The sequence below is a fragment of the Kitasatospora sp. NPDC053057 genome, assembly GCF_044546945.1.
GTDB lineage: Bacteria > Actinomycetota > Actinomycetes > Streptomycetales > Streptomycetaceae > Kitasatospora.
On record NZ_JBITZP010000010.1, the window covers coordinates 183,701 to 205,951 of the forward strand.

General features: G+C 72.3%; 21 protein-coding genes. 5 read left to right on the top strand and 16 right to left on the bottom strand.

The genetic code is table 11. From position 1 onward, the window contains the following. Nucleotides 1–222: 222 nt before the first annotated feature. The 11 genes from ACIG5E_RS14340 to infC form a co-directional block, all read right to left on the bottom strand. Nucleotides 223–1,065 (bottom strand): chitosanase, encoded by an 843-nt coding sequence (locus tag ACIG5E_RS14340; RefSeq protein ID WP_396533697.1) that lies wholly within the window; start codon nt 1,063–1,065, stop codon nt 223–225. 115 nt (nt 1,066–1,180) lie between these two features. After that, complete coding sequence (locus tag ACIG5E_RS14345) at nt 1,181–2,146, bottom strand: hypothetical protein (protein WP_396533698.1); 966 nt, start codon at nt 2,144–2,146, stop codon at nt 1,181–1,183. Further along, entirely contained in the window at nt 2,143–3,066 is a 924-nt protein-coding gene (locus ACIG5E_RS14350) for an ATP-binding cassette domain-containing protein (RefSeq protein WP_396533699.1), read from the bottom strand. Before ACIG5E_RS14350 ends, ACIG5E_RS14345 begins: the two co-directional genes overlap by 4 nt. Continuing rightward, the gene (locus tag ACIG5E_RS14355; RefSeq protein WP_396533700.1) at nt 3,066–3,503 is read right to left on the bottom strand and encodes a GntR family transcriptional regulator; all 438 of its coding nucleotides are present in this window, start codon (nt 3,501–3,503) and stop codon (nt 3,066–3,068) included. The genes ACIG5E_RS14350 and ACIG5E_RS14355 overlap by 1 nt, the downstream gene beginning before the upstream one ends. A 127-nt stretch (nt 3,504–3,630) precedes the next feature. Then, entirely contained in the window at nt 3,631–6,132 is a 2,502-nt protein-coding gene (gene pheT / locus ACIG5E_RS14360; RefSeq protein WP_396533701.1) for a phenylalanine--tRNA ligase subunit beta, read from the bottom strand. Then, nucleotides 6,132–7,253, bottom strand: a complete 1,122-nt coding sequence (gene pheS / locus ACIG5E_RS14365; protein WP_396533702.1) for a phenylalanine--tRNA ligase subunit alpha — start codon at nt 7,251–7,253, stop codon at nt 6,132–6,134. Before pheS ends, pheT begins: the two co-directional genes overlap by 1 nt. A gap of 245 nt (nt 7,254–7,498) precedes the next feature. Beyond that, a complete protein-coding gene (locus ACIG5E_RS14370) occupies nt 7,499–8,602 on the bottom strand; it encodes an ATP-binding protein (RefSeq protein WP_396533703.1) in 1,104 nt (367 codons plus the stop codon). Between the two features lie 138 nt (nt 8,603–8,740). Then, nucleotides 8,741–9,607, bottom strand: coding sequence for an RNA methyltransferase (locus ACIG5E_RS14375; RefSeq protein WP_030286229.1), 867 nt, complete (start codon nt 9,605–9,607; stop codon nt 8,741–8,743). Between the two features lie 112 nt (nt 9,608–9,719). Next, on the bottom strand, nt 9,720–10,115 hold the full coding sequence (rplT, locus tag ACIG5E_RS14380; protein ID WP_030055649.1) for a 50S ribosomal protein L20: 396 nt from the start codon (nt 10,113–10,115) through the stop codon (nt 9,720–9,722). 109 nt (nt 10,116–10,224) lie between these two features. Next, nucleotides 10,225–10,419: a 50S ribosomal protein L35 gene (rpmI, locus tag ACIG5E_RS14385; RefSeq protein WP_030055648.1), complete on the bottom strand. Its 195-nt coding sequence runs from the start codon at nt 10,417–10,419 to the stop codon at nt 10,225–10,227. A 140-nt stretch (nt 10,420–10,559) separates the two neighbouring features. Next, the gene (gene infC, locus ACIG5E_RS14390; protein ID WP_396533722.1) at nt 10,560–11,276 is read right to left on the bottom strand and encodes a translation initiation factor IF-3; all 717 of its coding nucleotides are present in this window, start codon (nt 11,274–11,276) and stop codon (nt 10,560–10,562) included. 497 nt (nt 11,277–11,773) lie between these two features. On the opposite strand from infC, the gene ACIG5E_RS14395 reads away from it, so the two are divergent. Next, nucleotides 11,774–12,151, top strand: a complete 378-nt coding sequence (locus tag ACIG5E_RS14395; protein WP_387630684.1) for a DUF1844 domain-containing protein — start codon at nt 11,774–11,776, stop codon at nt 12,149–12,151. Nucleotides 12,152–12,209: 58 nt separating this feature from the next. Here the strand turns inward: ACIG5E_RS14395 and ACIG5E_RS14400 are convergent, their stop codons facing one another. Beyond that, complete coding sequence (locus ACIG5E_RS14400; protein WP_396533704.1) at nt 12,210–12,983, bottom strand: SseB family protein; 774 nt, start codon at nt 12,981–12,983, stop codon at nt 12,210–12,212. A 91-nt stretch (nt 12,984–13,074) separates the two neighbouring features. Between ACIG5E_RS14400 and ACIG5E_RS14405 the strand changes: the two genes are divergently transcribed. Beyond that, nucleotides 13,075–14,286 carry an amino acid deaminase/aldolase gene (locus ACIG5E_RS14405; protein ID WP_396533705.1) on the top strand — a complete coding sequence of 404 codons (1,212 nt, stop codon included), beginning with the start codon at nt 13,075–13,077 and terminating at the stop codon, nt 14,284–14,286. A 58-nt stretch (nt 14,287–14,344) separates the two neighbouring features. Then, entirely contained in the window at nt 14,345–14,749 is a 405-nt protein-coding gene (locus tag ACIG5E_RS14410; RefSeq protein ID WP_396533706.1) for a hypothetical protein, read from the top strand. Nucleotides 14,750–15,204: 455 nt separating this feature from the next. Here ACIG5E_RS14410 and ACIG5E_RS14415 read toward each other — a convergent pair whose 3' ends face one another. The 4 genes from ACIG5E_RS14415 to ACIG5E_RS14430 form a co-directional block, all read right to left on the bottom strand. Continuing rightward, the gene (locus ACIG5E_RS14415) at nt 15,205–16,368 is read right to left on the bottom strand and encodes a DUF2510 domain-containing protein (protein ID WP_396533707.1); all 1,164 of its coding nucleotides are present in this window, start codon (nt 16,366–16,368) and stop codon (nt 15,205–15,207) included. 135 nt (nt 16,369–16,503) lie between these two features. Next, a complete protein-coding gene (locus ACIG5E_RS14420; protein ID WP_396533708.1) occupies nt 16,504–17,289 on the bottom strand; it encodes a 3-oxoacyl-ACP reductase in 786 nt (261 codons plus the stop codon). A gap of 7 nt (nt 17,290–17,296) precedes the next feature. Beyond that, a complete protein-coding gene (locus tag ACIG5E_RS14425; protein WP_396533709.1) occupies nt 17,297–18,664 on the bottom strand; it encodes an aldehyde dehydrogenase family protein in 1,368 nt (455 codons plus the stop codon). A 23-nt stretch (nt 18,665–18,687) separates the two neighbouring features. Next, nucleotides 18,688–20,073 (bottom strand): glutamine synthetase family protein, encoded by a 1,386-nt coding sequence (locus ACIG5E_RS14430; RefSeq protein WP_396533710.1) that lies wholly within the window; start codon nt 20,071–20,073, stop codon nt 18,688–18,690. A 155-nt stretch (nt 20,074–20,228) separates the two neighbouring features. Here ACIG5E_RS14430 and ACIG5E_RS14435 point away from each other — a divergent pair, with 155 nt between their 5' ends. After that, nucleotides 20,229–20,957 (top strand): gamma-glutamyl-gamma-aminobutyrate hydrolase family protein, encoded by a 729-nt coding sequence (locus ACIG5E_RS14435; RefSeq protein ID WP_396533711.1) that lies wholly within the window; start codon nt 20,229–20,231, stop codon nt 20,955–20,957. A gap of 141 nt (nt 20,958–21,098) precedes the next feature. Beyond that, nucleotides 21,099–22,157, top strand: coding sequence for a cation diffusion facilitator family transporter (locus tag ACIG5E_RS14440; RefSeq protein ID WP_396533712.1), 1,059 nt, complete (start codon nt 21,099–21,101; stop codon nt 22,155–22,157). The last annotated feature ends 94 nt before the right edge of the window (nt 22,158–22,251 follow it).

Consider the following 22,251-nt stretch of genomic DNA (forward strand, 5'->3'; position numbering starts at 1 on the left):
TGGTGCCTCCTGTACTGCGCCGCAACACTGCGGCAGGGGAGGGAGTCAAACGCCACCGGGTGAATGCGTCAATGCGGGAGGGATCCTTCGTTATCCCCCTGCTCGATTCGTTATGGGATGAACAGGACTTTCACACTCCCTTGGGTATTTCGCGGGGGGCCGGATGCCGGTGCGGCGGGAGACCTGGGCGAACGGCCTCCCGCCACTGCTCCGACCTGGGCGTCAGCTGTTGATGGCGTAGCTGTCGCCGTAGACCTTCCACTTGAGCGGGGGGTTGAGGTCGAAGTTCCCGGCGTTGAGGAACACCGACTGCTCGGTGTCGACCCGGCTGGTGTCGGAGTGCGCCGCCTCCTTCTTCATGGCCACCTTGCGGGCGTCCAGGAAGGCCTTGAGGTAGGTGGCCTCGTCGCCACCCTGGGCGGGCGTCCTGGCCTTCTTCATGGCGGCCGCGCGGATGCCGCCGAAGCTGTCGGAGCTGTTGCCCGGGCCGTGCATCACGATGGCGTCGTAGTAGGCGAACTGGCCGAGCGCGCGCAGGCCGTCGCTCTTGGCCTGGCTGACGGCGGGGTTGAAGTACACCCGGTCGCGCTCGTCGTTCTGGGCCTGCTGGAAGGCCTGGTCCTTGGCGGCGGCGGCCCAGTCCTTGACGAAGGGGGCGCCGAGGCCGGCGTGCGAGTCGCTGCCGTTGACCTTCTTCAGCGCGGGCAGGTACTTGGCGAGGACGTTGCCAGGCTTGAGGTCGGTGTAGTGCTGGACCAGCTCCAGCATGTCGCCCGTGCCCGAGCAGAAGCCGATGATGCCGGCGGTGTAGCCGCGGCCGTCACCGATGTCCTCGATGTACTTGTACTGGGCCTTCCAGTCCAGCGACGAGTTCTCCGCGCTGGACACCAGCTGCATCGCGATGTCCTTCTTGTGCGGGTCGTCGAGGCCGACTCCCTTGAGCTGGGCGGACGCTGCGGCCGCGGGGGCGGCCTGGGCGGCCGAGGTGGCCGCGACGGTGAGGGGTGCGGCCACCAGGGCGGCGGCCAGGGCGATGCGGAGGGCACGACGGGGCTGAGGGCGCATTGAGGCTCCGGTTCCGTGGGTTAGGAAACCTTCCTAACGAGAAGAAAACGCCCTGGAGCCCCGACCCCGCAAGGGCTTTGACGTATCCACTTCAAGCCAATGTGAACGGCCCAGGTCAGACCGCCCGGCGCCGCACCCACCAGACCGCCGCCGCGCACAGCGCCACCGCGAGCAGCGTCGTCCAGCCGAACTCGATCCACTGGAACGGCCAGAACCGGTCCGCCGGCTGGTACACCTGGTGCACGGTGTAACCGCCGTCGCTCACCAGGGACTGGAGGTGGGCGTAGTCACGTTCGAGGTTGTAGAAGTCGTTCTCGGAGATCCGGTTGCCGGCCGGGTCGGAGAACCAGATACTCAGCACCCAGCGGTCGTCCAGCGCCAGGGGCGCCAGGGTGTGCATCGGCTCCTCCACCGGAGCCATGTAGTGCGAGCGCACGGCATACGCGAGGAACGGCAGCGCGACCGAGACGGCCAGGCCGAGGCCCACCGCGATCACCGTGCGACGCAGCACCGCGCCGGCCAGCGCCGCCGCCCCGAAGGCCACCAGCACCCGGCCGACCAGCACGGGCGGAATCTGCGCGAAGACCTCCGGGGTGAAGCTTCCGCTCGACATCGTCGCCGGCACGCTCCACCAGCGCAGCAGCAGCCCGAACGGCACAGACACGCCGGCCAGCACCGCGCCGCCCACGACCAGGCCGCCCGCCGTCCAGCGGCTTCGCCCTGCACCCTGGGTCCAGGCGAAGCGGACCGTACCGTGCTCGAACTCCCTTGCCAGCAACGGGCCACCGAGGAAGGCGCCGAAAGTTCCGCCGAGGACATAGGACACGGAGGTGAGCATCGGCATGGCATCGGCGTACTGGTGCAGGAACTGCTTGAACTTGACCCGACAGGCGTCGGTGGCCGGATCGCAGGAGCCCGCGCCCGTCTGGTCCAGCCCGGTGTGCATGTACCAGCCGTGCAGCAGCAGGGCGAGCGAGATCGCGCCCATCACCGCGAGCAGGGTCAGCAGCGCGGGCCGGTGGCGCAGCCCGGCCGCCCGCAGGACGGCGGAGCGGGGCGGGGCGAGGGTGGTCGAGCTCACGACAGTACCTTCTGGTTCGTTCGGACGGCCCCGCGCGGGCCGGGCAGGGCGCAGGCGGTCGGTTCGCGCAGGTAGGCGAGCACCAACTCCTCCAGGCCGACGCGCTGTTGGCGCCAGCCGCCGGAGACCGGCGCGTCCACGCCGCCGGTGCGCACCAGCAGGTGGGACTGGGCGCCGGCCCGGCGGTCGCGGACCACCGGCAGACGCTCGGCGACCGCGTCCGCCTCGGCGGTCGGGCCGGTGAGCATCCGGTGGCCGCCGACCAGGTCGTCCACCTCCCCCGACACCTGGACCCGGCCGCCGGCCAGCACCACCAGGTAGTCGCAGCTCTGCTCCAACTCGTTGACGGCGTGCGAGGAGAACAGCACCGAGAGGCCGTCCTCGGCCACCGCGGTGAGCAGCACCGACATGAAGTCGTGCCGGGCGAGCGGGTCGAGCGCGGCCAACGGCTCGTCCAGGAGCAGGAGTTCGGGCCGTTTGGCGAGGGCCAGGGCGAGCGAGACCTGGGCCTGCTGGCCGCCGGAGAGCCGGCCGTACTTGCGCTCCAGCGGGATGCCGAGGCCGTCCAGGTGGGCGCGCGCCCGGGCGTCGTCCCAGCGCCGGTTGAGGTGGCGCCCCATCGCGAGCAGGTCGCGCACGCGCAGGTTGGGGTAGAGCGCGGCGTTCTGGGCGACGAAGCCGATCCGGTCCAACGCCGTGGGGGAGCCCGGGAATTGGCCGCCGAGGACGGTCATCGCCCCCTCGCTGGGCAGGGTCAGGCCGGCGGCCAGGCTGAGCAGCGTGGTCTTGCCGGCACCGTTCGGGCCGACCAGGGCCACCACGTGCCCGGCCGGGACGGCGAGGTGGCAGTCCCGCAGCGCCCAGGAGCGGCGGTAGCGCTTGCCGATCCCGCCGCAGTCGATCACCGTGTCCGTCGGCATCACGCCACCACCCCGTCCCGACCCTCACGCAGGTCGCGCAGCGCGTCCTCGAACACCGCGACCATCCCCCCTTCGTCCAGCCCGGCGACCCGCGCCGAGCGCATCCAGTCCAGCAATCCCCGCCGCAGCGCGGTCCGTTCCCGCAGCGGCACCACCCCGGCGGGCAGCCCGCGCACGAAGGTCCCCTGGCCGCGACGGCCGGCCGCCAGACCGCGGTGCTCCAGCTCCCGGTAGGCCTTGAGCACGGTATTGGGGTTTATCGCCAGCCCGGCGACCACCTCGCGCACCCGGGGCAGCCGGTCCCCCTCCGTCAACCAGCCCATCCGCAACGCCTGTTCGACCTGTTGCACGAGTTGCAGATAGGTCGGGACACCGGAGGCCGGGTCCAGGCGGAACTCGATCGGGGAGGGCTGGTCGGCACCTTTGTCTAGTTCCATAGTTAATGAGTTAAGTGGAGATGGTGACGGGTTGTCAATCCGGGAAAAGGCGAACCGGGAAACGGCGAAGGGCCCCGCCCGGACCGAGGTGGTCCGGGCGGGGCCCTTGGCAAGGCCCTGCTGAGGGTCAGGCCCCGCGCAGCACCGCGCCGGTGCGGCTGACGGCCTCGGCGACGGCCGCCTCGCGGGCGGCGGTGGCCTCGTCGGCGGTCAGCGTGCGGTCGCCGGCACGGAAGCGCAGCGCGTACGCCAGCGACTTCTTGCCCTCACCGACCTGCTCGCCGGTGAACACGTCGAACAGCCGGATGGCCTCCAGCAGTTCGCCCGCGCCCGAGCGCAGCGCGGCCTCGACCTCGGCCGCCGGGACGGCGGTGTCGACGATCAGCGCGACGTCCTGGGTGGCCACCGGGAAGCCGGAGACCGCCGGGCCGTTGACCTTCTGCGGGCCGTCCGCCGTCAGCAGGTCGATGTCGACCTCCATCGCCGCCGAACGGGCCGGCAGCCCGAGCGCCTTGACCACGCGCGGGTGCAGCTCACCCGCGTGGCCGACCACCCGGTCGGTGCCGGCCACGACCAGCTCGGCGCAGCGGCCCGGGTGCCAGGGCGCCTGCTGGCCCTGGCGGACGGTCAGCTCGACGCCGGCCGCGCGGGCCACCGTACGGGCCGCCTCGACGGCGTCCGCCCAGGAGGCCTGGTCGCCCTTGCCCCACCAGCCGGAGGGCAGCCGCTCGCCCGCGAGCGCGACGGCCACCCGGCGCGGCTGCTCCGGCAGCGCGGCATCCAGCGCGGCCAGCTCCTCGTTGCTCGGCCGGTGGTCGACGGCCGGGCGCGGGGCCACGGTCAGCTCGTCCTTCGGCAGGAACACGGTGCCGGTCTCGTAGATCGCCAGGTCGGTGTTGCCCCGGCCGATGTTGCGGCGCAGCGCGCCGAGCAGGCCCGGCAGCAGCGTGGTGCGCAGCGACGGTTCCTCGTCGTTGAGCGGGTTGACCAGCTTGACCGTGCGGCGGCGGCGGTCCTCCGGCTCCAGGCCGAGCGCCTCGAAGGCGGTCTCGCCGATGAACGGGTAGTTGTTGACCTCGACGTAGCCCGTCCCGGCCAGCGCGACGCCGATCCGGCGGTGGATCCGCTGGGCCTCGGTCAGGCCCTTGCCCGGCGGCACGTTGGGCATCCGGGCGGGGACGTTGTCGTAGCCCTCCAGCCGGATGACCTCCTCCGCGAGGTCGTACGGGTCGGTCAGGTCGGGGCGCCAGGTCGGCGGGGTGACCTCCAGGACGTCGGCGCCCGCGACCGAGCAGCCGATCTCCTGCAGGCGCCGGGTGACGGTCTCGCGGCCGTAGGCGGTGCCGGCCACCCGGTCGGGCAGGTCGGCGGCGATGGTGATGGTGCGCACCGGGTGCGGGGCCGCGATGTCGGTGACCCCGGCCTCGGCGGTGCCGCCGGCGATCAGCACCAGCAGGTCGACGGCGCGCTGCGCGGCGGCGCGGGCGGCCTCCGGGTCGACGCCGCGCTCGAAGCGCTTGGACGCGTCGGAGGGCAGCTTGTGCCGCTTGGCGGTGCGGGCGATGGAGACCGGGTCGAAGTGCGCGGCCTCGATGATCACCTCGGTGGTGCCCGGACCGGCGGCCGGGTCGAGGATCTCGGTGGAGGCGCCGCCCATCACGCCGGCCAGGCCGATCGGACCGCTGTTGTCGCAGATCAGCAGGTCCTCGGCGGCCAGCTTGCGCTCGACGCCGTCCAGGGTGGTGAGGGTCTCGCCCCCGGCCGCCCGGCGGACCGTGATCGGGCCGTCCACCCGCTGCTTGTCGTACGCGTGCAGCGGCTGGCCGACCTCCAGCATCACGTAGTTGGTGATGTCGACGGTCAGCGAGATCGGCCGGATGCCCGCCTTCTGCAGGCGGCGCTGCAGCCAGATCGGGGACTTGGCGTTCGGGTCGACGCCGACGACCGTGCGGGCCACGAAGCGGTCGCAGCCTGCCGGGTCGTCGACCTTGACCAGGTAACCGAAGGAGTTGGCCGGCGGCACGTCGAGCAGCGCCGGATCGGCCAGCGGCAGCCCGTACGCGGCGGCGGCCTCACGGGCCACGCCGCGCATGGACAGGCAGTAGCCGCGGTCCGGGGTGACGGCGATGTCGAGCACCTCGTCGACCAGCTGGAGCAGCTCGATGGCGTCCGTACCGGGCTCGTACTCCGGCGGGAGCACGATGATGCCGTTGTGGTCGTCGCCCATGCCCAGCTCGCGGGCGGAGCAGATCATGCCGGCCGAGGTCTGGCCGTAGGTCTTGCGGGCCGAGATCGGGAACGGTCCGGGCAGGACGGCGCCCGGGAGCACGACCACGACCTTGTCGCCGACGGCGAAGTTGGTCGCGCCGCAGACGATCTCCTGCGGCTCGCCGGTGCCGTTGGCGTCGCCGACGTTGACGAAGCAGTGCCGGATCGGCTTCTTGAAGCCGGACAGCTCCTCGATGGAGAGCACCTCGCCGACCACCAGCGGGCCCTTGAGGTCGGCGCCGAGCCGCTCGACGGTCTCGACCTCCAGGCCGGCCCGGACCAGCCGCTCGGCCACGTCACGGCCGGTCTCGCCCGCGGGCAGATCGACGTACTCGCGCAGCCAGGAAAGCGGGACGCGCATCAGATCTCCATCCCGAACGGGAGGGTGAAACGCACGTCACCCTCGACCATGTCGCGCATGTCGGCGACGTTGTGACGATTCATCAGGATCCGCTCCAGGCCCAGGCCGAAGGCGAAGCCGCTGTAGCGGTTCGGGTCCACGCCGCAGGCGACCAGCACCCGGGGGTTGACCACGCCGCAGCCGCCGAGCTCGATCCAGCCCTCGGAGGAGCAGGTGCGGCACGGGCGGTCCGGGTTGCCGACGCTCTCGCCGCGGCACACGAAGCACTGCAGGTCGATCTCGGCACTCGGCTCGGTGAACGGGAAGTACGAGGGGCGCCAGCGCAGCTCCAGGCCGCCGCCGATCAGCTTCTCGACCAGCACCTCGATGGTGCCCTTGAGGTCGGCGAAGGTGATGCCCTCGTCGACGGCGAGGCCCTCGACCTGGCGGAACACCGGGGTGTGGGTGGCGTCCAGCTCGTCGGTCCGGTAGACCCGGCCCGGGCAGACCACGTAGATGGGGGGCTCGCGGTCGAGCATGGTGCGGGCCTGGACCGGAGAGGTCTGGGTGCGCAGCACCACGCCGGAGTCGGCGGAGCCGTCCGGGGCCTGGACGAAGAAGGTGTCCTGCATCGAGCGGGCCGGGTGGTCCGGGCCCAGGTTGAGGGCGTCGAAGTTCAGCCACTCGGCCTCGACCTCGGGGCCCTCGGCGACCTGGTAGCCCATCGCGACGAAGGTGTCCTCGATGCGCTCGGCCAGCGTGGTCAGCGGGTGCCGGGCGCCGCGCGGGGTGCGGTCGTAGGGCAGGGTGACGTCCACCGCCTCCTCGACCAGCACGCGGGCATCGCGCTCCGCCTCCAGCTCGCCCTGCCGCTTGGCCAGGGCCTGGTTGACGGCGCCGCGGGCCTGGCCGATCAGCTTGCCTGCGGCGGCCTTGGCGTGCGGCGGAAGGGCGCCGATCTCGCGGTTGGCGAGCGAGAGCGCGGAGCGGTCGCCGGTGTGGGCGACCTTGGCCTGCTTCAGCTCGTCGAGCGTGGTGGCGGCGGCGAAGGCGGCGACGGCCTCGTCCCGCGCCTGCTCCACCACCTCGGGCTTGAGGGCCTCGACCTCGACCGGGTCGTACGACTTGTTGGGTGCCGACATCTCTATCTTTCCCGTGCTCCTGCTCGTCCGTGCTCAGGTGTGTGGGCTCGCCTTCGCGTCACGCCCGGCGGGGCCGGGGCACGGGCAGCCCGTCTCCGTACTGACGGGGAGGGGTGTCCGCGGCGCGGCCGCGCAGGGCGTTGCGCAACGCCAAAGGTCGAGTGTAGTCGCAGCGCGTAGCGCGGCTGCCGTCAAGCCCGTCCGGACCCTGACTACAACATGCTCTGCTGGTCGTTCATGCTCTTTCAGAGCATGAAGTCGGGCACCCCGGCGGGCAGGATAAATCGGAACCGGGCCCCGCCGCCGGGCGCGCGGTCGACCCTGATCGAGCCGCCGTGGGCCTCGACGATGCCCTTGACGATATAGAGCCCCAGGCCGGTGCCACCGCGCTTGGAGCCCCGCCAGAAGCGGGTGAAGACGCGCGGCATCGACTCCTCGGGGATTCCGCTGCCTTCGTCGCTCACGGTGACCGCTGTGCCTTCCACGATGCGGGGCGGGGTGCCGGAGCGCTCCCAGACGGGCGCCTCGACGACCTCCTTGGCCGGTGCCACCTCGATGGTGACAGTTCCCTCGCCGTGCCGCACCGCGTTTTCCAGCAGGTTGGCCAGCACTTGATCGACCTTGTCCGGGTCCGCCCACAGCACGGTCAGCGGCTCGGTGATCCGGATGTCGAAGCGCTCCTCGGGGATGCCGGTGGCCATCTTGCGCTCGACGTGCCGGCGCACCGCGGCCGCGAGGTCGATCACCTGCTTGCGCAGCTCCAGCCGCCCGGCGTCGATCCGGGAGATGTCCAGCAGCTCGGCGATCAGCCGGGTGACCCGGTCCGCGTCGGCGTCCACCGTCTCCAGCATCAGCCGCTTCTGCCCGTCGGTGAACCGCTCCCACTTGGCCAGCAGCGTCGCCGTGAAGCCCTTGACGCTGGTCAGCGGGGAGCGCAGCTCGTGCGCGACGGTGGCGATCAGCTCGGCGTGGCTGCGCTCGGTCCGGCGCCGGGCCTCGGTGCCGCGCAACGCGATCACCAGGCGCTCCAGCGGCCCCAGCGGCGCCGCCCGGACGTACCGGGCGGAGACCAGCACCTCCCGGCCGCCGGGCAGCAGCAGGTTGCGCTCGGGCTGGCGGGTGCGGATCGCCAGGCCGCCGTACGGATCGGTCAGCTGCCACCAGCGGCGGCCGTCCAGGTCCTCCAACGGCAGGACGTCCTCCAGCGCGCTGCCGAGCGCGGCCTCCGGGAGCACGCCGGTGAGCCGGGCCGCGGCCCGGTTGAAGCAGACCACCCGGCCCGTCGCGTCGGCGACCACCAGGCCGTCCGGCAGGTCGTCCGGGTCGAGCTCGGGCCCGCTGCCGACCATGGGTTGCCTCCCCGATTACCCACCGTGCCGTTCCCCCCACCGAGGCAGACCCTAGCGCCTCGCAGGCCCCGACAGTAGGGCTTGCAGCGTGGTGATCCCGGCGCGCCCGGGAGCGTGTCAGCTGTCGGACGGGGCGTGTCAGCCATTCGAGCGGCAGCCGCCGGGCGAGCGCTGCGCCCGGGCCGAGGCGTACAGGCAGACGGCCGCGGCGGTGGCCAGGTTGAGGCTCTCCGCGTGCCCGTGGATCGGGACGCGCACGACCTCGTCGGTGAGCGCGCGGGTCTCCTCCGGAAGCCCCCACGCCTCGTTGCCGAACACCCACGCGCCGGGCGCGCCCAGGGTGCCCTCGTCCAGCTCCTGGTCCAGATCGCGCTCCCCCGCGCCGTCCGCGGCGAGCACCCGGACGCCGGCCGCGCGCAGCTGCCCGACCGCCTCCTCGACCGGCACGCCGACCGCCACCGGCAGGTGGAACAGGCTGCCGACGGAGGCCCGGACGGCCTTCGGGTTGTACAGGTCCACCGAGGCGTCGGTGAGCACCACGGCGTCCGCGCCGGCCGCGTCGGCGGTGCGCAGCACGGTGCCGGCGTTCCCGGGGTCGCGCACGTGGGCGAGGATCGCCACCAGCTTCGGCCGGGCCGCGAGCACCTCGGCGAACGGGGTGTCGATGAAGCGGCAGAGCGCCACGATCCCCTGCGGGGTCACCGTGTCGCAGATGTCGGCGATCACCTCGTCGGTGGCGGTCAGCACCGGCAGCCCCTCGGCCAGGGCGGCCTCGACGATGTCCGCGTGCCGCTCGGCGGCCTCCAGACCCACGTACACCTCGACCACGGCGTGCTCGGCCGTCCCCGGCAGCTTGCCGAAGGCGATGGCCTCCCGGACGGCCTGCGGGCCCTCGGCCAGGAAGCGGCGCTCCTTGGTGCGCTGGTTCCGCTTGGCGAGCCGACGGGCGGCGACGACGCGCGGCGAGCGCAGGGAGGTGAGCAGGGGGGTCTCGGTGCTCGGCATGGTCTCGTTCTCTGGAGGCGCTGACTCTGGAGGTGCTGAGGGAGGCGGAACGCAGAACCGGACCCGCAGGAGAGCCTGCGGGTCCGGTCAGAGCTCAACCGATCTCGGAAGATCAGGCGGCGTCCGCGGCAGCCTTCGGGGCGTTCACGTCGGCCGGCAGCGCCTTCTGGGCGACCTCGACCAGGGAGGCGAACGCACCCGGGTCGTTGACGGCCAGGTCGGCCAGCATCTTGCGGTCGATCTCGACGCTGGCGGCCTTCAGGCCCTGCACGAAGCGGTTGTAGGTGATGCCGTTGGCACGGGCCGCAGCGTTGATGCGCTGGATCCACAGCTGACGGAAGTCGCCCTTGCGCTTCTTGCGGTCGTTGAAGTTGTAGACCAGCGAGTGGGTGACCTGCTCCTTGGCCTTGCGGTACAGGCGCGAGCGCTGGCCACGGTAGCCGCTGGCGCGCTCCAGGATGACCCGGCGCTTCTTGTGGGCGTTGACTGCCCGCTTGACGCGTGCCACTTGATTACTCCTTGGGTTGGACCACGGACTACTTCACGTGGTCCGTCATTCGAATGGGTCGGGAAGGATCAGCTGCCCCGCACACGGCTCGCGCCGGGCGGGAGGGCGATCACTTGCCGAGAAGCTTCTTGATCTTCTTGGCGTCAGCGGGGGCCAGCTCGACCGTCCCGGCCAGCTTGCGGGTCAGCGTCGAGGGCTTGTGCTCCAGGAGGTGGCGGCGGCCGGCGCGCTCGCGCAGCACCTTGCCAGAGCCACTGATCTTGAAGCGCTTGCTGGCGCCACTGTGCGTCTTCTGCTTCGGCATTTCGCCGTATCTCCTCGTCGGTCCCGTTCACGCCCGCGCGGCCTGCGCCACGCGGGCGTGAACTGGATGGATCTGCGGTGACCGGGCGGGGCGCCCCGTCACCGTGGGGGCCGACCCCGGACTGCCGTGAGCCTTGCGGCTCAGGCGCCCTGGGGAGCGGCCGGCTGCTCGACCGGAGCCTCGGCCTCGGGGGCCTCGACCTCGGCCGGGGCGTCCTGCACCTCGGTCACGGCGTCCTCGTCCTCGTCCGCGGCGGCGGCGTCGGCGTCGGAACCGGTGGTCCGACCCAGCCGCTCGGCCTTGCGGGCGTCCGCGAGGGCGCGGGCCTCGGCCATCGCCTCGGTCTTCTTCTTGTGCGGGCCAAGAACCATGATCATGTTCCGGCCGTCCTGCTTCGGCGAGGACTCGACGAAGCCCAGGTCCTGGACGTCGTCGGCGAGCCGCTGCAGCAGACGGAAGCCCAGCTCGGGGCGGGACTGCTCACGACCACGGAACATGATCGTGATCTTGACCTTGTCACCCTGCTTGAGGAACCGGACGACGTGACCCTTCTTGGTGTCGTAGTCGTGCGGGTCGATCTTCGGCCGGAGCTTCATCTCCTTGATGACCGTGTGCGCCTGGTTCTTGCGCGCCTCACGGGCCTTCATGGCCGACTCGTACTTGAACTTGCCGTAGTCCATGAGCTTGCACACCGGCGGCCGGGCGGTCGCCGCGACCTCGACCAGGTCGAGGTCGTACTCCTGCGCGAGCTCCAGCGCCTTGGCAAGCGGCACGATGCCGACCTGCTCGCCGCTGGGACCGACGAGTCGCACCTCCGGGACGCGAATCCGGTCGTTGATGCGGGGCTCGGTGCTGATGGGGCCTCCTCGGTTGCACCTTCTGCGATGCGGCCGTCGGACGGCGGTCGCACGTAGTGGACTCGACCACTGGGCGGGGCTTCATTCGTGCTGCGCTGCCCGGTGCTGGTTTCGACACCATGTGCACCGCGACACGAAAAAAGCCCCGCTCGGTACAAGCGGGGCTCCACACAACCGGGGGCGGCATCCGGTGAGGGATGCTGCGGGCGACTCGGCGCCTTGGCGCCCGTCGCGGACCGGACCCGTCGACCGCGAGGCCGATCAGGTGGGAGACTTTCGCGGTTGCCCTCTCGGGCCTCCTGTGGTGGAGCCTCCACTTGCTGGCCAGGTGCCCATGAGGGATCCCGGCCGGTCAGTCTCGAAGCTTACAGCGTCGCGCTGTCGAACGCTATTCCGCCCCGGCACACCGCCTTCCCGGCGCACTGCCCTCCCGGCGCGTTCTGGGCCCCCTTGTACGCTCCACGTGTACCCACACCGCACGACGGAACGAGCCACCCTTGAGCAGCGAGCCCACCCAGAACCCCGGCACGGACGACGACGCGATCGGCTTCGACGACCTCACCCGCGACATCGCCGAGGTCCCGGCCGTCGAGGTGATCACCACCGTCGCAGTGCACCTGATGAGCGCGGCCGCGGTCAAGTGCGGCCTGGCCGAGGGCGGCGAGAAGGACAAGGACCTCGACGAGGCCCGCAAGCTGATCACCGCGCTCGCCGGGCTGGTCACCGCCGGTGCCCCGGAGATCAGCAACTTCCACGCGGCCCCGCTGCGGGACGGGCTGCGCTCGCTGCAGCTGGCCTTCCGCGAGGCCTCGCTCGTGCCGGACGCGCCGGGCACGGGGCCGGGCGAGAAGTTCACCGGGCCGGTCTACAGCTGAGCGGTTCTCGCGGGGGACCTCACGTACGAAATTCCGTACGTGAGGTCCCCGTTCGTTTCTACCGCCGGTACAGCGGCTCCCCCGGCAGCTGCGCGCTCGCCGGCAGCACCGCGAGGTCCAGCCCCCGGTCCAGCCGCACCCGCAGCACCGGGTCCCCGGCCACCGCCTGGCCGACCCGCTGCGCGGCCGCCTGCAGCCCCGGCTGGTCCAGCGCCGGGTCGAACACCACCGCGAGCACCCCGTCCGAGTCCTCCGACGGCGCCAGCAGTCCGCTGAGCACCTGCGGCTCGGCCGCCAACAGTGAGCGGACCGCCTCCCGCACCTGCGGGTCCCGCACCGGCGGCAGGTACGGGCGGTTCTCCGCCAGCGCCCGCAGCCGGGCGCCGCTCAGCAGGAAGGGCACCGGCCCGGCCGGGTCGATCAGCAGCGTGTCGGCGCGCTCGGAGAAGGCCACCATCGCGGCCTGCGGGGCCACCGTCGGCGCCGGACGGGCGTCGGCGCGCCAGCGGGTGAGCGACTCCAGCGACGTGAAGGCCGGCAGCGCGCGGCGCCCGTCCGGGGCCTCCAGCACCGGGACGGCCATGTCGCTGCTCTTGTCGTGCTTGTGCCCGTGGTCGTCCACCTCGACCTCGCCGAGGATGGCGACGATCGGGACCATCAGCCGGGTCGGGGTCAGCGCCGCCAGCACCTCGGGCTCGGCCGTACGGTCCTGCGACCAGCGGGCGAGGGCCGCGGTCAGCGCCGGGTCCGCCGTGCCGTCGTCGTCGGAGAAGCCGGGATTCGGGATGCTCTTGCCGACGAACGCCGGGTTGGAGAAGTCTTTGCGGTCCACCCGGCCGACCCTATGCCACCGCCGCCCGCCGCCCGCATTTGCCCGCACGCGACCTCTACCCACGGGTAGCGCCCTGTGGCAACCTGCGCGCATGGTCATCCTCGTTACCCGCACTCCGGTATCCGACCGGCACCGGTACGACCGGGCCACCTCCCACCTGGACGGGCCGGTGGCCGTGGTGGACCTCGCCGCCTTCGACGCCAACGCCGCCGACCTGGTGCGCCGGGCGGGCGGCAAGCCGATCCGGGTGGCCAGCAAGTCGCTGCGCTGCCGGGCGCTGCTGGAACGGGTGCTGGCCGTGGACGGCTTCGCCGGGGTGATGGGCTTCACCCTGGACGAGTCTCTCTGGCTGGCCCGTACCGGCGTGCACGACGTGCTGCTCGCCTACCCCTCCACCGACCGGGCCGGCTACGCCGAGCTGACGGCCGATCCGGAGCTGGCCCGCCGGGTCACCGTCGTGCTGGACGACCCGGCCCAGCTGGACCTGATCGACAAGGCCCGCTCCGGCGACGCCGAGGTGCGGGTCTGCCTGGAGCTGGACACCGCGCTGCACCTGTTCGGCGGGCGGGTCCGGGTGGGCGCCCGGCGCTCGCCGCTGCGCACCCCGGAGGAGCTGGGCGCCTTCGCCGAACTCGTCCAGCGCCGCCGGGGCTTCCGGGTGGTCGGGCTGATGGCGTACGAGGGGCACGTCGCCGGGGTGGGCGACCGGGTGCCGGGGCGGCCGGTGCGCTCGCAGCTGATCCGGCTGATGCAGGCCAGGTCCCGGACCGAGCTGGCCGAGCGGCGCGCGGCGGTGGTCCGGCGGCTGCGGCAGGTGGCCGAGCTGGAGTTCGTCAACGGCGGCGGCACCGGCAGCGTGGAGTCCACCGTGGCCGAGCGCGCCGTCACCGAGGTCGCCGCCGGCTCCGGGCTCTACGCACCGCAGCTCTTCGACAACTACCGCTCCTTCCGGGGTCGTCCGGCCGCGTTGTTCGGCCAGCCGGTGGTGCGCCGCCCCGGCGTCGGGGTGGTGACGGTGCTCGGCGGCGGCTACCCGGCCTCCGGCGCGGCCGGGCCGGACCGCTCGCCGGTGCCGTACCTGCCGCCGGGGCTGCACTACGACCCGATGGAGGGCGCGGGCGAGGTGCAGACCCCGCTGATCGGTCCGGCCGCCGACGACCTGCTGATCGGCGACCGGGTCTGGTTCCGGCACGCCAAGGCGGGCGAGCTGTGCGAGCGCTTCGCCGAACTGCACCTGATCGAGGGGGACCGGGTCGTCCGGAGCGTCCCCACCTACCGGGGTGAGGGGAAGACGTTCCTCTGACGCTTCGTCCGGCTTTGCCCTACGGTGGTGCCGACACGACGAACCACGAGGGGGCGCCATGGAAGCGGAGATCGTACAGCAGATGGTGACGTCGGGCGCCTCGTCACTGGCCGGGCTGATGGCCACTGCGGCCTGGCAGCAGGTCAGCTCGCGAGTCTCCCGGATGTTCGGACGCGGCGAGGAGGACGAGGAGACGAGCGCCGAGCTGGAGGAGATCCGGGTCGAAGTGCTGGAGGCCGGCGACGATGAGGACGCGCTGGCGGACCAGACGGCCGTCCTGCGCACCCGGCTGCGCCGCCTGTTCCGCGAGCGCCCGGAGGCGGCCGCCGAACTCCGGGAGATCCTCGCCGAGTTCGTCCCCGAGCAGGGGCCCGGTTCGACGTACATCTACAACACGATCGAGAGCGGGACCTACAACCAGACCGTGATCCAGGCAGGCTTCTACAACGACGGGAAGCGCTGACCTTTCCGGAGCCTTTGAGCGGGCCCGATGGAACACCTCAACCCGGGTGTCCCGTCGGGCCTTTGCACTGCCCGAGGGCCCACAGCCCGTCAACAACCGCACAATGCAAGGCAAGGCTATTGCCATATGGTCCAGACCAATCCTACGCTCTGGCCGGGGGCCCGCGATCCGGGCCGACGGCCCCCGAACGGGCAGGCGTGTCCGCTGCTGCTCGCCGGTGCCGCCGCGCTCGGCGCCGGCTGGGCGGGCATGGTGCTCCGGCGCCGTCGCATCGAGGCTGTTCGACGCGACTCCTGACGCCGGACGACGCGGGGCCGGGCCGGCCCACCCCCGTCCGGTCCGGCTCCGCGACTCCTCACGATCCGCCCTGCTGACGGGCTGACCGGATGAACGGCGGCGGCCCACCCGGAGGGAATCCTCCCGGGTGGGCCGCCGCGGTGTGAGGAGCGGGAGGCTCAGGTGGTCTCGGTGCCGGAGCCGTCGGGGCTGCTGCCACCGGAACCGGAACCGGCCCCAGAGCCGGAACCGGAACCGCCGCCGGAGCCCGGCATGCCCGGGACGCTCGGGATCTTGCCCTTGAAGTCGGCGATGCCCTTGACGATGGTGTCCATCACCCCGACGTCCGGCGCCTTGTCGGCGATGTCGAAGCCGAAGTGCACCGAGATCAGCGCCTTGCCGTCGGCGGACGGGAAGACCACCGTCTCCACGTAGCCGTTGTTGCCCTTGGCCGCGTCCACCTTCCAACGGACCAGGTAGCCGTCCTGGCCGTTGACCTTCACGGCCTCGGACTTGAGCTCCTGGTGCCCGGTGATGTCGCCGTAGGCGTCCTTGGCGGCCTTGTCGATGTCGGCCTTCGCGGCCGCCTGGGCGTCCGTGCCGCCGCCGTCGATCCGGCCGGTGTTGACCCCGCCGAGGGTGCACTTGTCGGAACCGTCCGGGCACTTGTAGTCGCCGACGGTCAGCGCGGCGTAGCCGTCGTTGGTGGTGCCGGCCTGCCAGCCGGAGGGGACGGGCAGGGTGAGCCCGTTCACCAGGTCGATCGCCTTCCCGGCGCCCGGCTTGGCCTTCCCGCTGCCGCTCCCGCCGCCCTTGCCGTTCCCACCACCGCTGCCGTTCCCGCCGCCCTTGCCGTTGCCGCCGCCGAGGCCCGGGAAGCCGAACGGCCCGTCCCCGCCGTCGTTCGGCGCCGGCTGGAGCCGGGCGGCGCTGTGCTGCGAGCCGCCGTCGTGCTTCCCGTCCATCACCAGGTAGGTGATCCCCGAGCCGGCGCCCAGGCCCAGCACGGCGGCCACGGCGGTGGCCACGACCAGTCGGGAGGGCTTGCGCCAGGCCTTGCGCGGCGGCTGGGCGGCCGCGCCGTACGCGGTGCCGAAGGGCGGCGGCTCCGGGTAGCGGACCGTCGGCCCGCTGTCCAGGACCTCGCCCTCCAGCACCCTGGGCTGCTCCGTCGTCTCCGGCCCCGGGGCCGCGGCGGCCGGGGGCTCCGGCTGCTGGGCGTCCGAGGGTGCGGGCCGGGTGTCGGCCGTCCAGCCCTTGCCGTCCCACCAGCGCTGCGGTCTCGGGTCGCTGGTGGTGTCCTTCGGGTCCGGGTACCACCCGGCGGGGATCTGCTCACTCACAGCAAAGAATCTAAAGGTACCCGGATAAACGCGAAATCAGCGCAGCCGGGAATTCCGGAGGTTTTCGATGAGATTACGGTGAGAAGCCGCCGACGGCCCAGCCCGGCCCCCGGTGGCGACCACCGCGCCGACGGCCTACAGCGGTGTCACGTACGCCCCGGAGATGCCGCCGTCCACCAGGAACTCGCTCGCGGTGATGAACGAGGAGTCGTCGCTCGCCAGGAAGGCCACCGCGGCGGCGATCTCCTCGGCCCTGGCGAACCGGCCGAGCGGGATGTGCACCAGCCGGCGGGCCGCCCGCTCCGGGTCCTTGGCGAACAGTTCGCGCAGCAGCGGGGTGTCCACCGGTCCGGGTGACAGCGCGTTCACCCGGATCCCCTCCCGGGCGAACTGCACGCCCAGCTCGCGGGACATCGCCAGCACCCCGCCCTTGGAGGCGGTGTACGAGATCTGCGAGGTGGCCGCGCCCATCCGGGCCACGAAGCTGGCGGTGTTGATGATCGAGCCGCGCCCGTGCCTGCGCATGTACGGCAGCGCGGCCTTGCAGCACAGGTAGACCGAGGTCAGATTGACCTCCTGGACCTTGCGCCAGGCGTCGAGGCCGGTGGTCAGGATCGAGTCGTCCTCCGGCGGCGAGATGCCCGCGTTGTTGAAGGCGACGTCCACGCTGCCGTAGGTCTCGTACGCCTCGTCGAACAGCGCCTCGACCATGTACGGGTCGGTGACGTCGGTGTGCACGAACAGCCCGCCGACCTCCTTGGCGGCCGCCCGCCCGGTCTCCTCGTCCAGGTCCGCGCAGACCACCTTCGCCCCCTCGGAGGCGAGCCGGCGGGCGGCCGCCAGGCCGATCCCGCTGCCCGCGCCGGTGACCACGGCGGTGCGGCCGACCAGGCGACGGCAGACGACGTCGTTGTCGCTCATCGGACTGTCACTCCTCGCTGTGGATGAAGACGTTCTTGGTCTCGGTGAAGTGGCGCAGCGCGTCCGGCCCCAGCTCGCGGCCCACCCCGGACTCGCCGAAGCCGCCGAAGGGCGTCCAGTAGCGCACCGAGGAGTGCGAGTTGACCGACAGGTTGCCCGCCTGCACACCCCTGGCCACGCGTAGCGCCCGGCCGAGGTCCCTGGTCCAGATCGAGCCGGACAGGCCGTAGCGGGTGGCGTTGGCCAGGCGCAGCGCGTCGGCCTCGTCGGTGAACGGCAGGACGGCGGCGACCGGGCCGAAGATCTCCTCGGTGACCGCCGGGACCTCCGGGTCGCCGGGCGCGAGCACCGTCGGCGGGTACCAGTAGCCGGGCCCGTCCGGTACGGATCCCCGGGCCAGCACCGGGAGTTCGGGGGTGACATAGGAGGCGACCCGGCGGACCTGGGTGGCCGAGATCAGCGGGCCGAGCTGGGTGGCCGGGTCACTCGGGTCGCCGGTGCGCAGCGCCTCTACGGCGGGCAGCAGCAGGGCCAGAAAGTCGTCGTACGCCTCGCGCTGGACCAGGATCCGGCTGCGGGCGCAGCAGTCCTGGCCGCTGTTGTCGGCGAAGGACATCGGGTCGGCGGCGCGGGCCAGGTCGGCGTCGGCGAAGACGATGCTGGGGCTCTTGCCGCCGAGTTCCAGGGTGACCCGCTTGGCCCGGGCGGCGCAGCGGGCGGCGACCTCCTTGCCGACCACGGTCGAGCCGGTGAAGACGATCTTGCGGACCGCCGGGTGGTCGACCAGGGCCCGTCCGGTGGTGCCGCCGGTGCCCGGGACGACCTGGAACAGGCCCTCGGGCAGGCCTGCGGCGAGGGCCAGTTCGGCCAGCCGCAGGGCGGTCAGCGGGGTCGCCTCGGCGGGCTTGAGGAGCACCGCGTTGCCGGCCGCGAGCGCGGGGGCGAAGCCCCAGGCGGCGATCGGCATCGGGAAGTTCCAGGGGGCGATCACCCCGACCACGCCGATCGGCTCGTGGAAGGTCACGTCCAGGCCGCCGGCCACCGGGATCTGGTGGCCCGTCAGTCGCTCGATCCCGCCGGCCGCGTACTCCAGCAGGTCCCGGACGTTGCCGGCCTCCCAGCGGGCGTTGCCCAGGGTGTGCCCGGCCTCGCTGACCTCCAGGGCGGCCAGTTCGGGCACGTGCACCTCGACCTGGTCGGCGAACCGGCGCAGCAGCCGGGCGCGTTCACCGGGCGCCAGCGTCGCCCAGCCCGTCTGGGCCTTCAGCGCGCGCTGGACGGCCGCGTCCAACTGCTCGGCGGTGGTGTCGGGGACGGTGGCCAGCAGCTCCCCCGTGGCCGGGTTGCGAACGGCGCTGCCTGGCGAGTCGGTCATGCCTCACATCCGTTCGTCATGCGTCACATCCGTTCGAAGGATCGGTAGCGCTCCCAGTCGGTGACGGCTCCGTCGTAGGCGGCCTGCTCGACCCGGGCCATGTTCAGGTAGTGCTCGACCACGTCGTCGCCGAAGGACGTCCGGGCCAGCTCGCTCTGCGCCCACAACTCGGCGGCCTCGCGCAGCGATCCGGGCACCCGGGCGTACTCCTCCACCGCGTAGGCGTTGCCCAGGCAGGGCGTCGGCAGGTCGAGCTTGCGCTGCAGTCCGTGCAGGCCGGCCGCGATCATCCCGGCCACCGCGAGGTAGGGGTTGACGTCGCCGCCGGGCACCCGGTTCTCCATCCGCAGGCCCGGGCCGTGGCCGACCACCCGGTAGGCGCAGGTGCGGTTGTCCCGGCCCCAGGCGACGGCCGTCGGGGCGAAGGAGCCCGGGCGGTAGCGCTTGTAGGAGTTGATGTTCGGCGCGTACAGCAGGCTGAACTCGCGCAGTGCGAGGAGCTGTCCGGCTAGGAAGTGCCGCATGGTGTCGGTCATCCGGCCGTCCCGGTCGGCGAAGGCGGGGGCGCCGACGGCGTCGCGCAGCGACAGGTGGATGTGGCAGCTGTTGCCCTCGCGCTCGTCGTACTTGGCCATGAAGGTGAGCGCGCAGCCCTGTTGGGCGGCGATCTCCTTGGCGCCGGTCTTGTAGACGCTGTGCTGGTCGCAGGTGGTGAGGGCATCGGCGTAGCGGAAGGCGATCTCGTGCTGGCCGAGGTTGCACTCGCCCTTGGCGGACTCGACGGTCAGCCCGGCGCCGGCCATCTCGTTGCGGATCCGGGACAGCAGCGGCTCGACCCGGGCGGTGCCGAGCATCGAGTAGTCGACGTTGTAGAGGTTGGCCGGCGTCAGGCCGCGGTAACCGCCCAGCCAGGCCTGCTCGTAGGTGTCGCGGAAGACCAGGAACTCCAGTTCGGTGCCGATGTCCGCGGCCAGGCCGTACTCGGCGAGCCGGGCGATCTGGCGGCGCAGCAGCTGGCGCGGGGCGGCGTCGACGGGGTGGCCGCCGTGCCGGGCCAGGTCGGCGGTGACCTGGGCGGTGCCGGGCTGCCAGGGGGTCAGGCGCAGGGTGCCGAGGTCGGGGCGCATCGCGAAGTCGCCGTAGCCGGTGGCCCAGGAGGAGAAGGCGTAGCCGTCCACGGTGTTGAGGTCCACGTCCACGGCCAGCAGGTAGTCGCAGGCCTCGGCGCCGTTCTCCGCGACCTCGTCGAGGAAGAAGCGGGCGGCGAATCGTTTGCCCTGCAGGCGGCCCTGCATGTCGGTGAAGGCGAGCGCGACGGTGTGCACCTCGCCCGCGTCCACCAGGGTGCGCAGCTCGTCCAGGGTCAGTGGCGGCCGGGGCCGCGATCCCGCGGCGGCGTTCTCGGGCATGCCGGAACCCTCCTCCTCGATCACTCTTCGAGATCAAGCGGTCACAGCGAACCGTACGGCCTACGGCTCGCGGGGCGGAAGAGGGCGGACGGGTGTGGCGCGCCGACGCGCGTGATTGACGGGGTATCAGGCGGTGCGGGAGGAGAATGCCCGCCATGGATCGCAGGCCTTTCATCGGTGTCAGCACCTATCTGGTGGACGCGAGTTGGAGCGACTGGCGGGGCCGTCGCGTCGCCCTGCTGCCGGAGCGGTACACCGCGTACGTGCAGGACTCCGGTGGCATCGCCGTCCTGCTGCCGCCGGACGCCCCCGAGCGCGCCCCCGAGGTGCTCGCCCGGCTCGACGCCCTCGTCATCGCGGGCGGGCCGGACCTCGACCCTGCCTACTACGGGGAGCCCGCCCACCCGTTGACCGACGTGGACTCGCCGGAGCGGGACGCCTGGGAGGTCGCCCTGCTGCGCGGCGCCCTGGCGGCGGGCATGCCGGTGCTGGGCATCTGCCGGGGGATGCAGGTCCTGAACGTGGTGTGCGGCGGGACGCTGGTGCAGCACCTGCCGGACGTCGTGGACGTCGACGTCCACGGCGGTTCGCCGGGGCGCTACGGCGCCCACCTGGTGCGGCCGGTGCCCGGGACGCTGGTGGGCGGGCTGCTGCCGGAGAGCGAGTTGGAGGTGCCGACCTTCCACCACCAGGCGGTCGGCCGGCTCGGCGCGGGCCTGCGGGTGAGCGCCCTCGCCCCGGACGGGACGGTGGAGGCCGTCGAGGGGCCGGGGTTCACGGTGGGGGTGCAGTGGCACCCGGAACAGGGCGACGACCTGCGGGTGATGCAGGCCCTCGTCCAGGCCGCCACCGCGGCGGCGCTGGACGCGGTGGTGCTCGGCTGAACGGCGCCGCGGCGCTCGGCTGAACGGCAACGACAACGGTCACCAGTACAGCCTTTGGATCTTTGTCGATTCTGCGGTTCACTTCGAGTGCGGGGCGATCGCACCCGTCACTCCCCACCCGTGCGTCCAGAGAGGACTTCGATGGCCGGGCACGAGCATTCCCACGATGATCATGCGCATGACCACCAGAACCCGCCCGGCCGCGGCCACAACCACAGTCACGGCCACGGCGGCCACTCGCACGGGGTCGCCGCCGACGCCGACCGCCGCTGGCTGGTCAGCGCCCTCGCCCTGATCGTCGTCTTCATGGCCGGCGAGGTCGTGGTCGGCTTCGCCGCCCAGTCGCTGGCCCTGATCTCCGACGCGGCGCACATGCTCACCGACGCCGCCTCGATCGTGCTCGCCCTGGTCGCCATGCGGCTCGCCGCCCGTCCGGCCCGCGGCGGCTACACGTACGGGCTCAAGCGCGCCGAGATCCTCTCCGCGCAGGCCAACGGCGTGACGCTGCTGGTGCTGTCGGCCTGGCTGGGCTACGAGGCGATCACCCGGCTGTTCGAGCCGCCCGCGGTCACCGGTTCGCTGGTGCTGATCACCGCGCTGATCGGGATCGTGGTCAACCTCGCCGCCGCCTGGTGCATGTCCAAGGCCAACCGCAGCTCGCTGAACGTCGAGGGCGCCTTCCAGCACGTGCTCACCGACCTGTACGCCTTCATCGCCACCGCCGTGGCCGGTGTGGTCGTGCTGACCACCGGCTTCGTCCGGGCGGACGCCATCGCCTCGCTGATCGTGGTCGCGCTGATGCTCAAGGCGGGCATCGGGTTGGTCCGGGACTCCGGGCGGATCTTCCTGGAGGCCGCCCCCGCCGGCATCGACCCGGACGCGGTGGCCGACCGGCTGGTCACCGAGCCGCTGGTCGAGGAGATCCACGACCTGCACATCTGGGAGATCACCTCCAACCAGCCGGCCCTGTCCGCGCACATCCTGGTCACCCCCGGCGGCGACTGCCACGCCGTCCGGCGCGAACTGCAGCGCCGGCTGGCCGCGGAGTACGGCATCACCCACAGCACCCTCCAGGTCGACCACGTCGGCGAGGACGAGACGGGCGCGCTGCTGCAGATCGCCGGCCCCGGCGAGACCGCCGCCGAACACTGCGCCGACGCCCACGGCCCGGTGCACCGCGCCGGACCGCACGAACACTGAGCTTGCCGTTTAACCTCGGCGGGCTTGGTGTTCCTTGATCGACTCGGCGCGTTTGACGGTCTTGCCGACGTCGTGGCGCCTGGCTCGCTGCTTG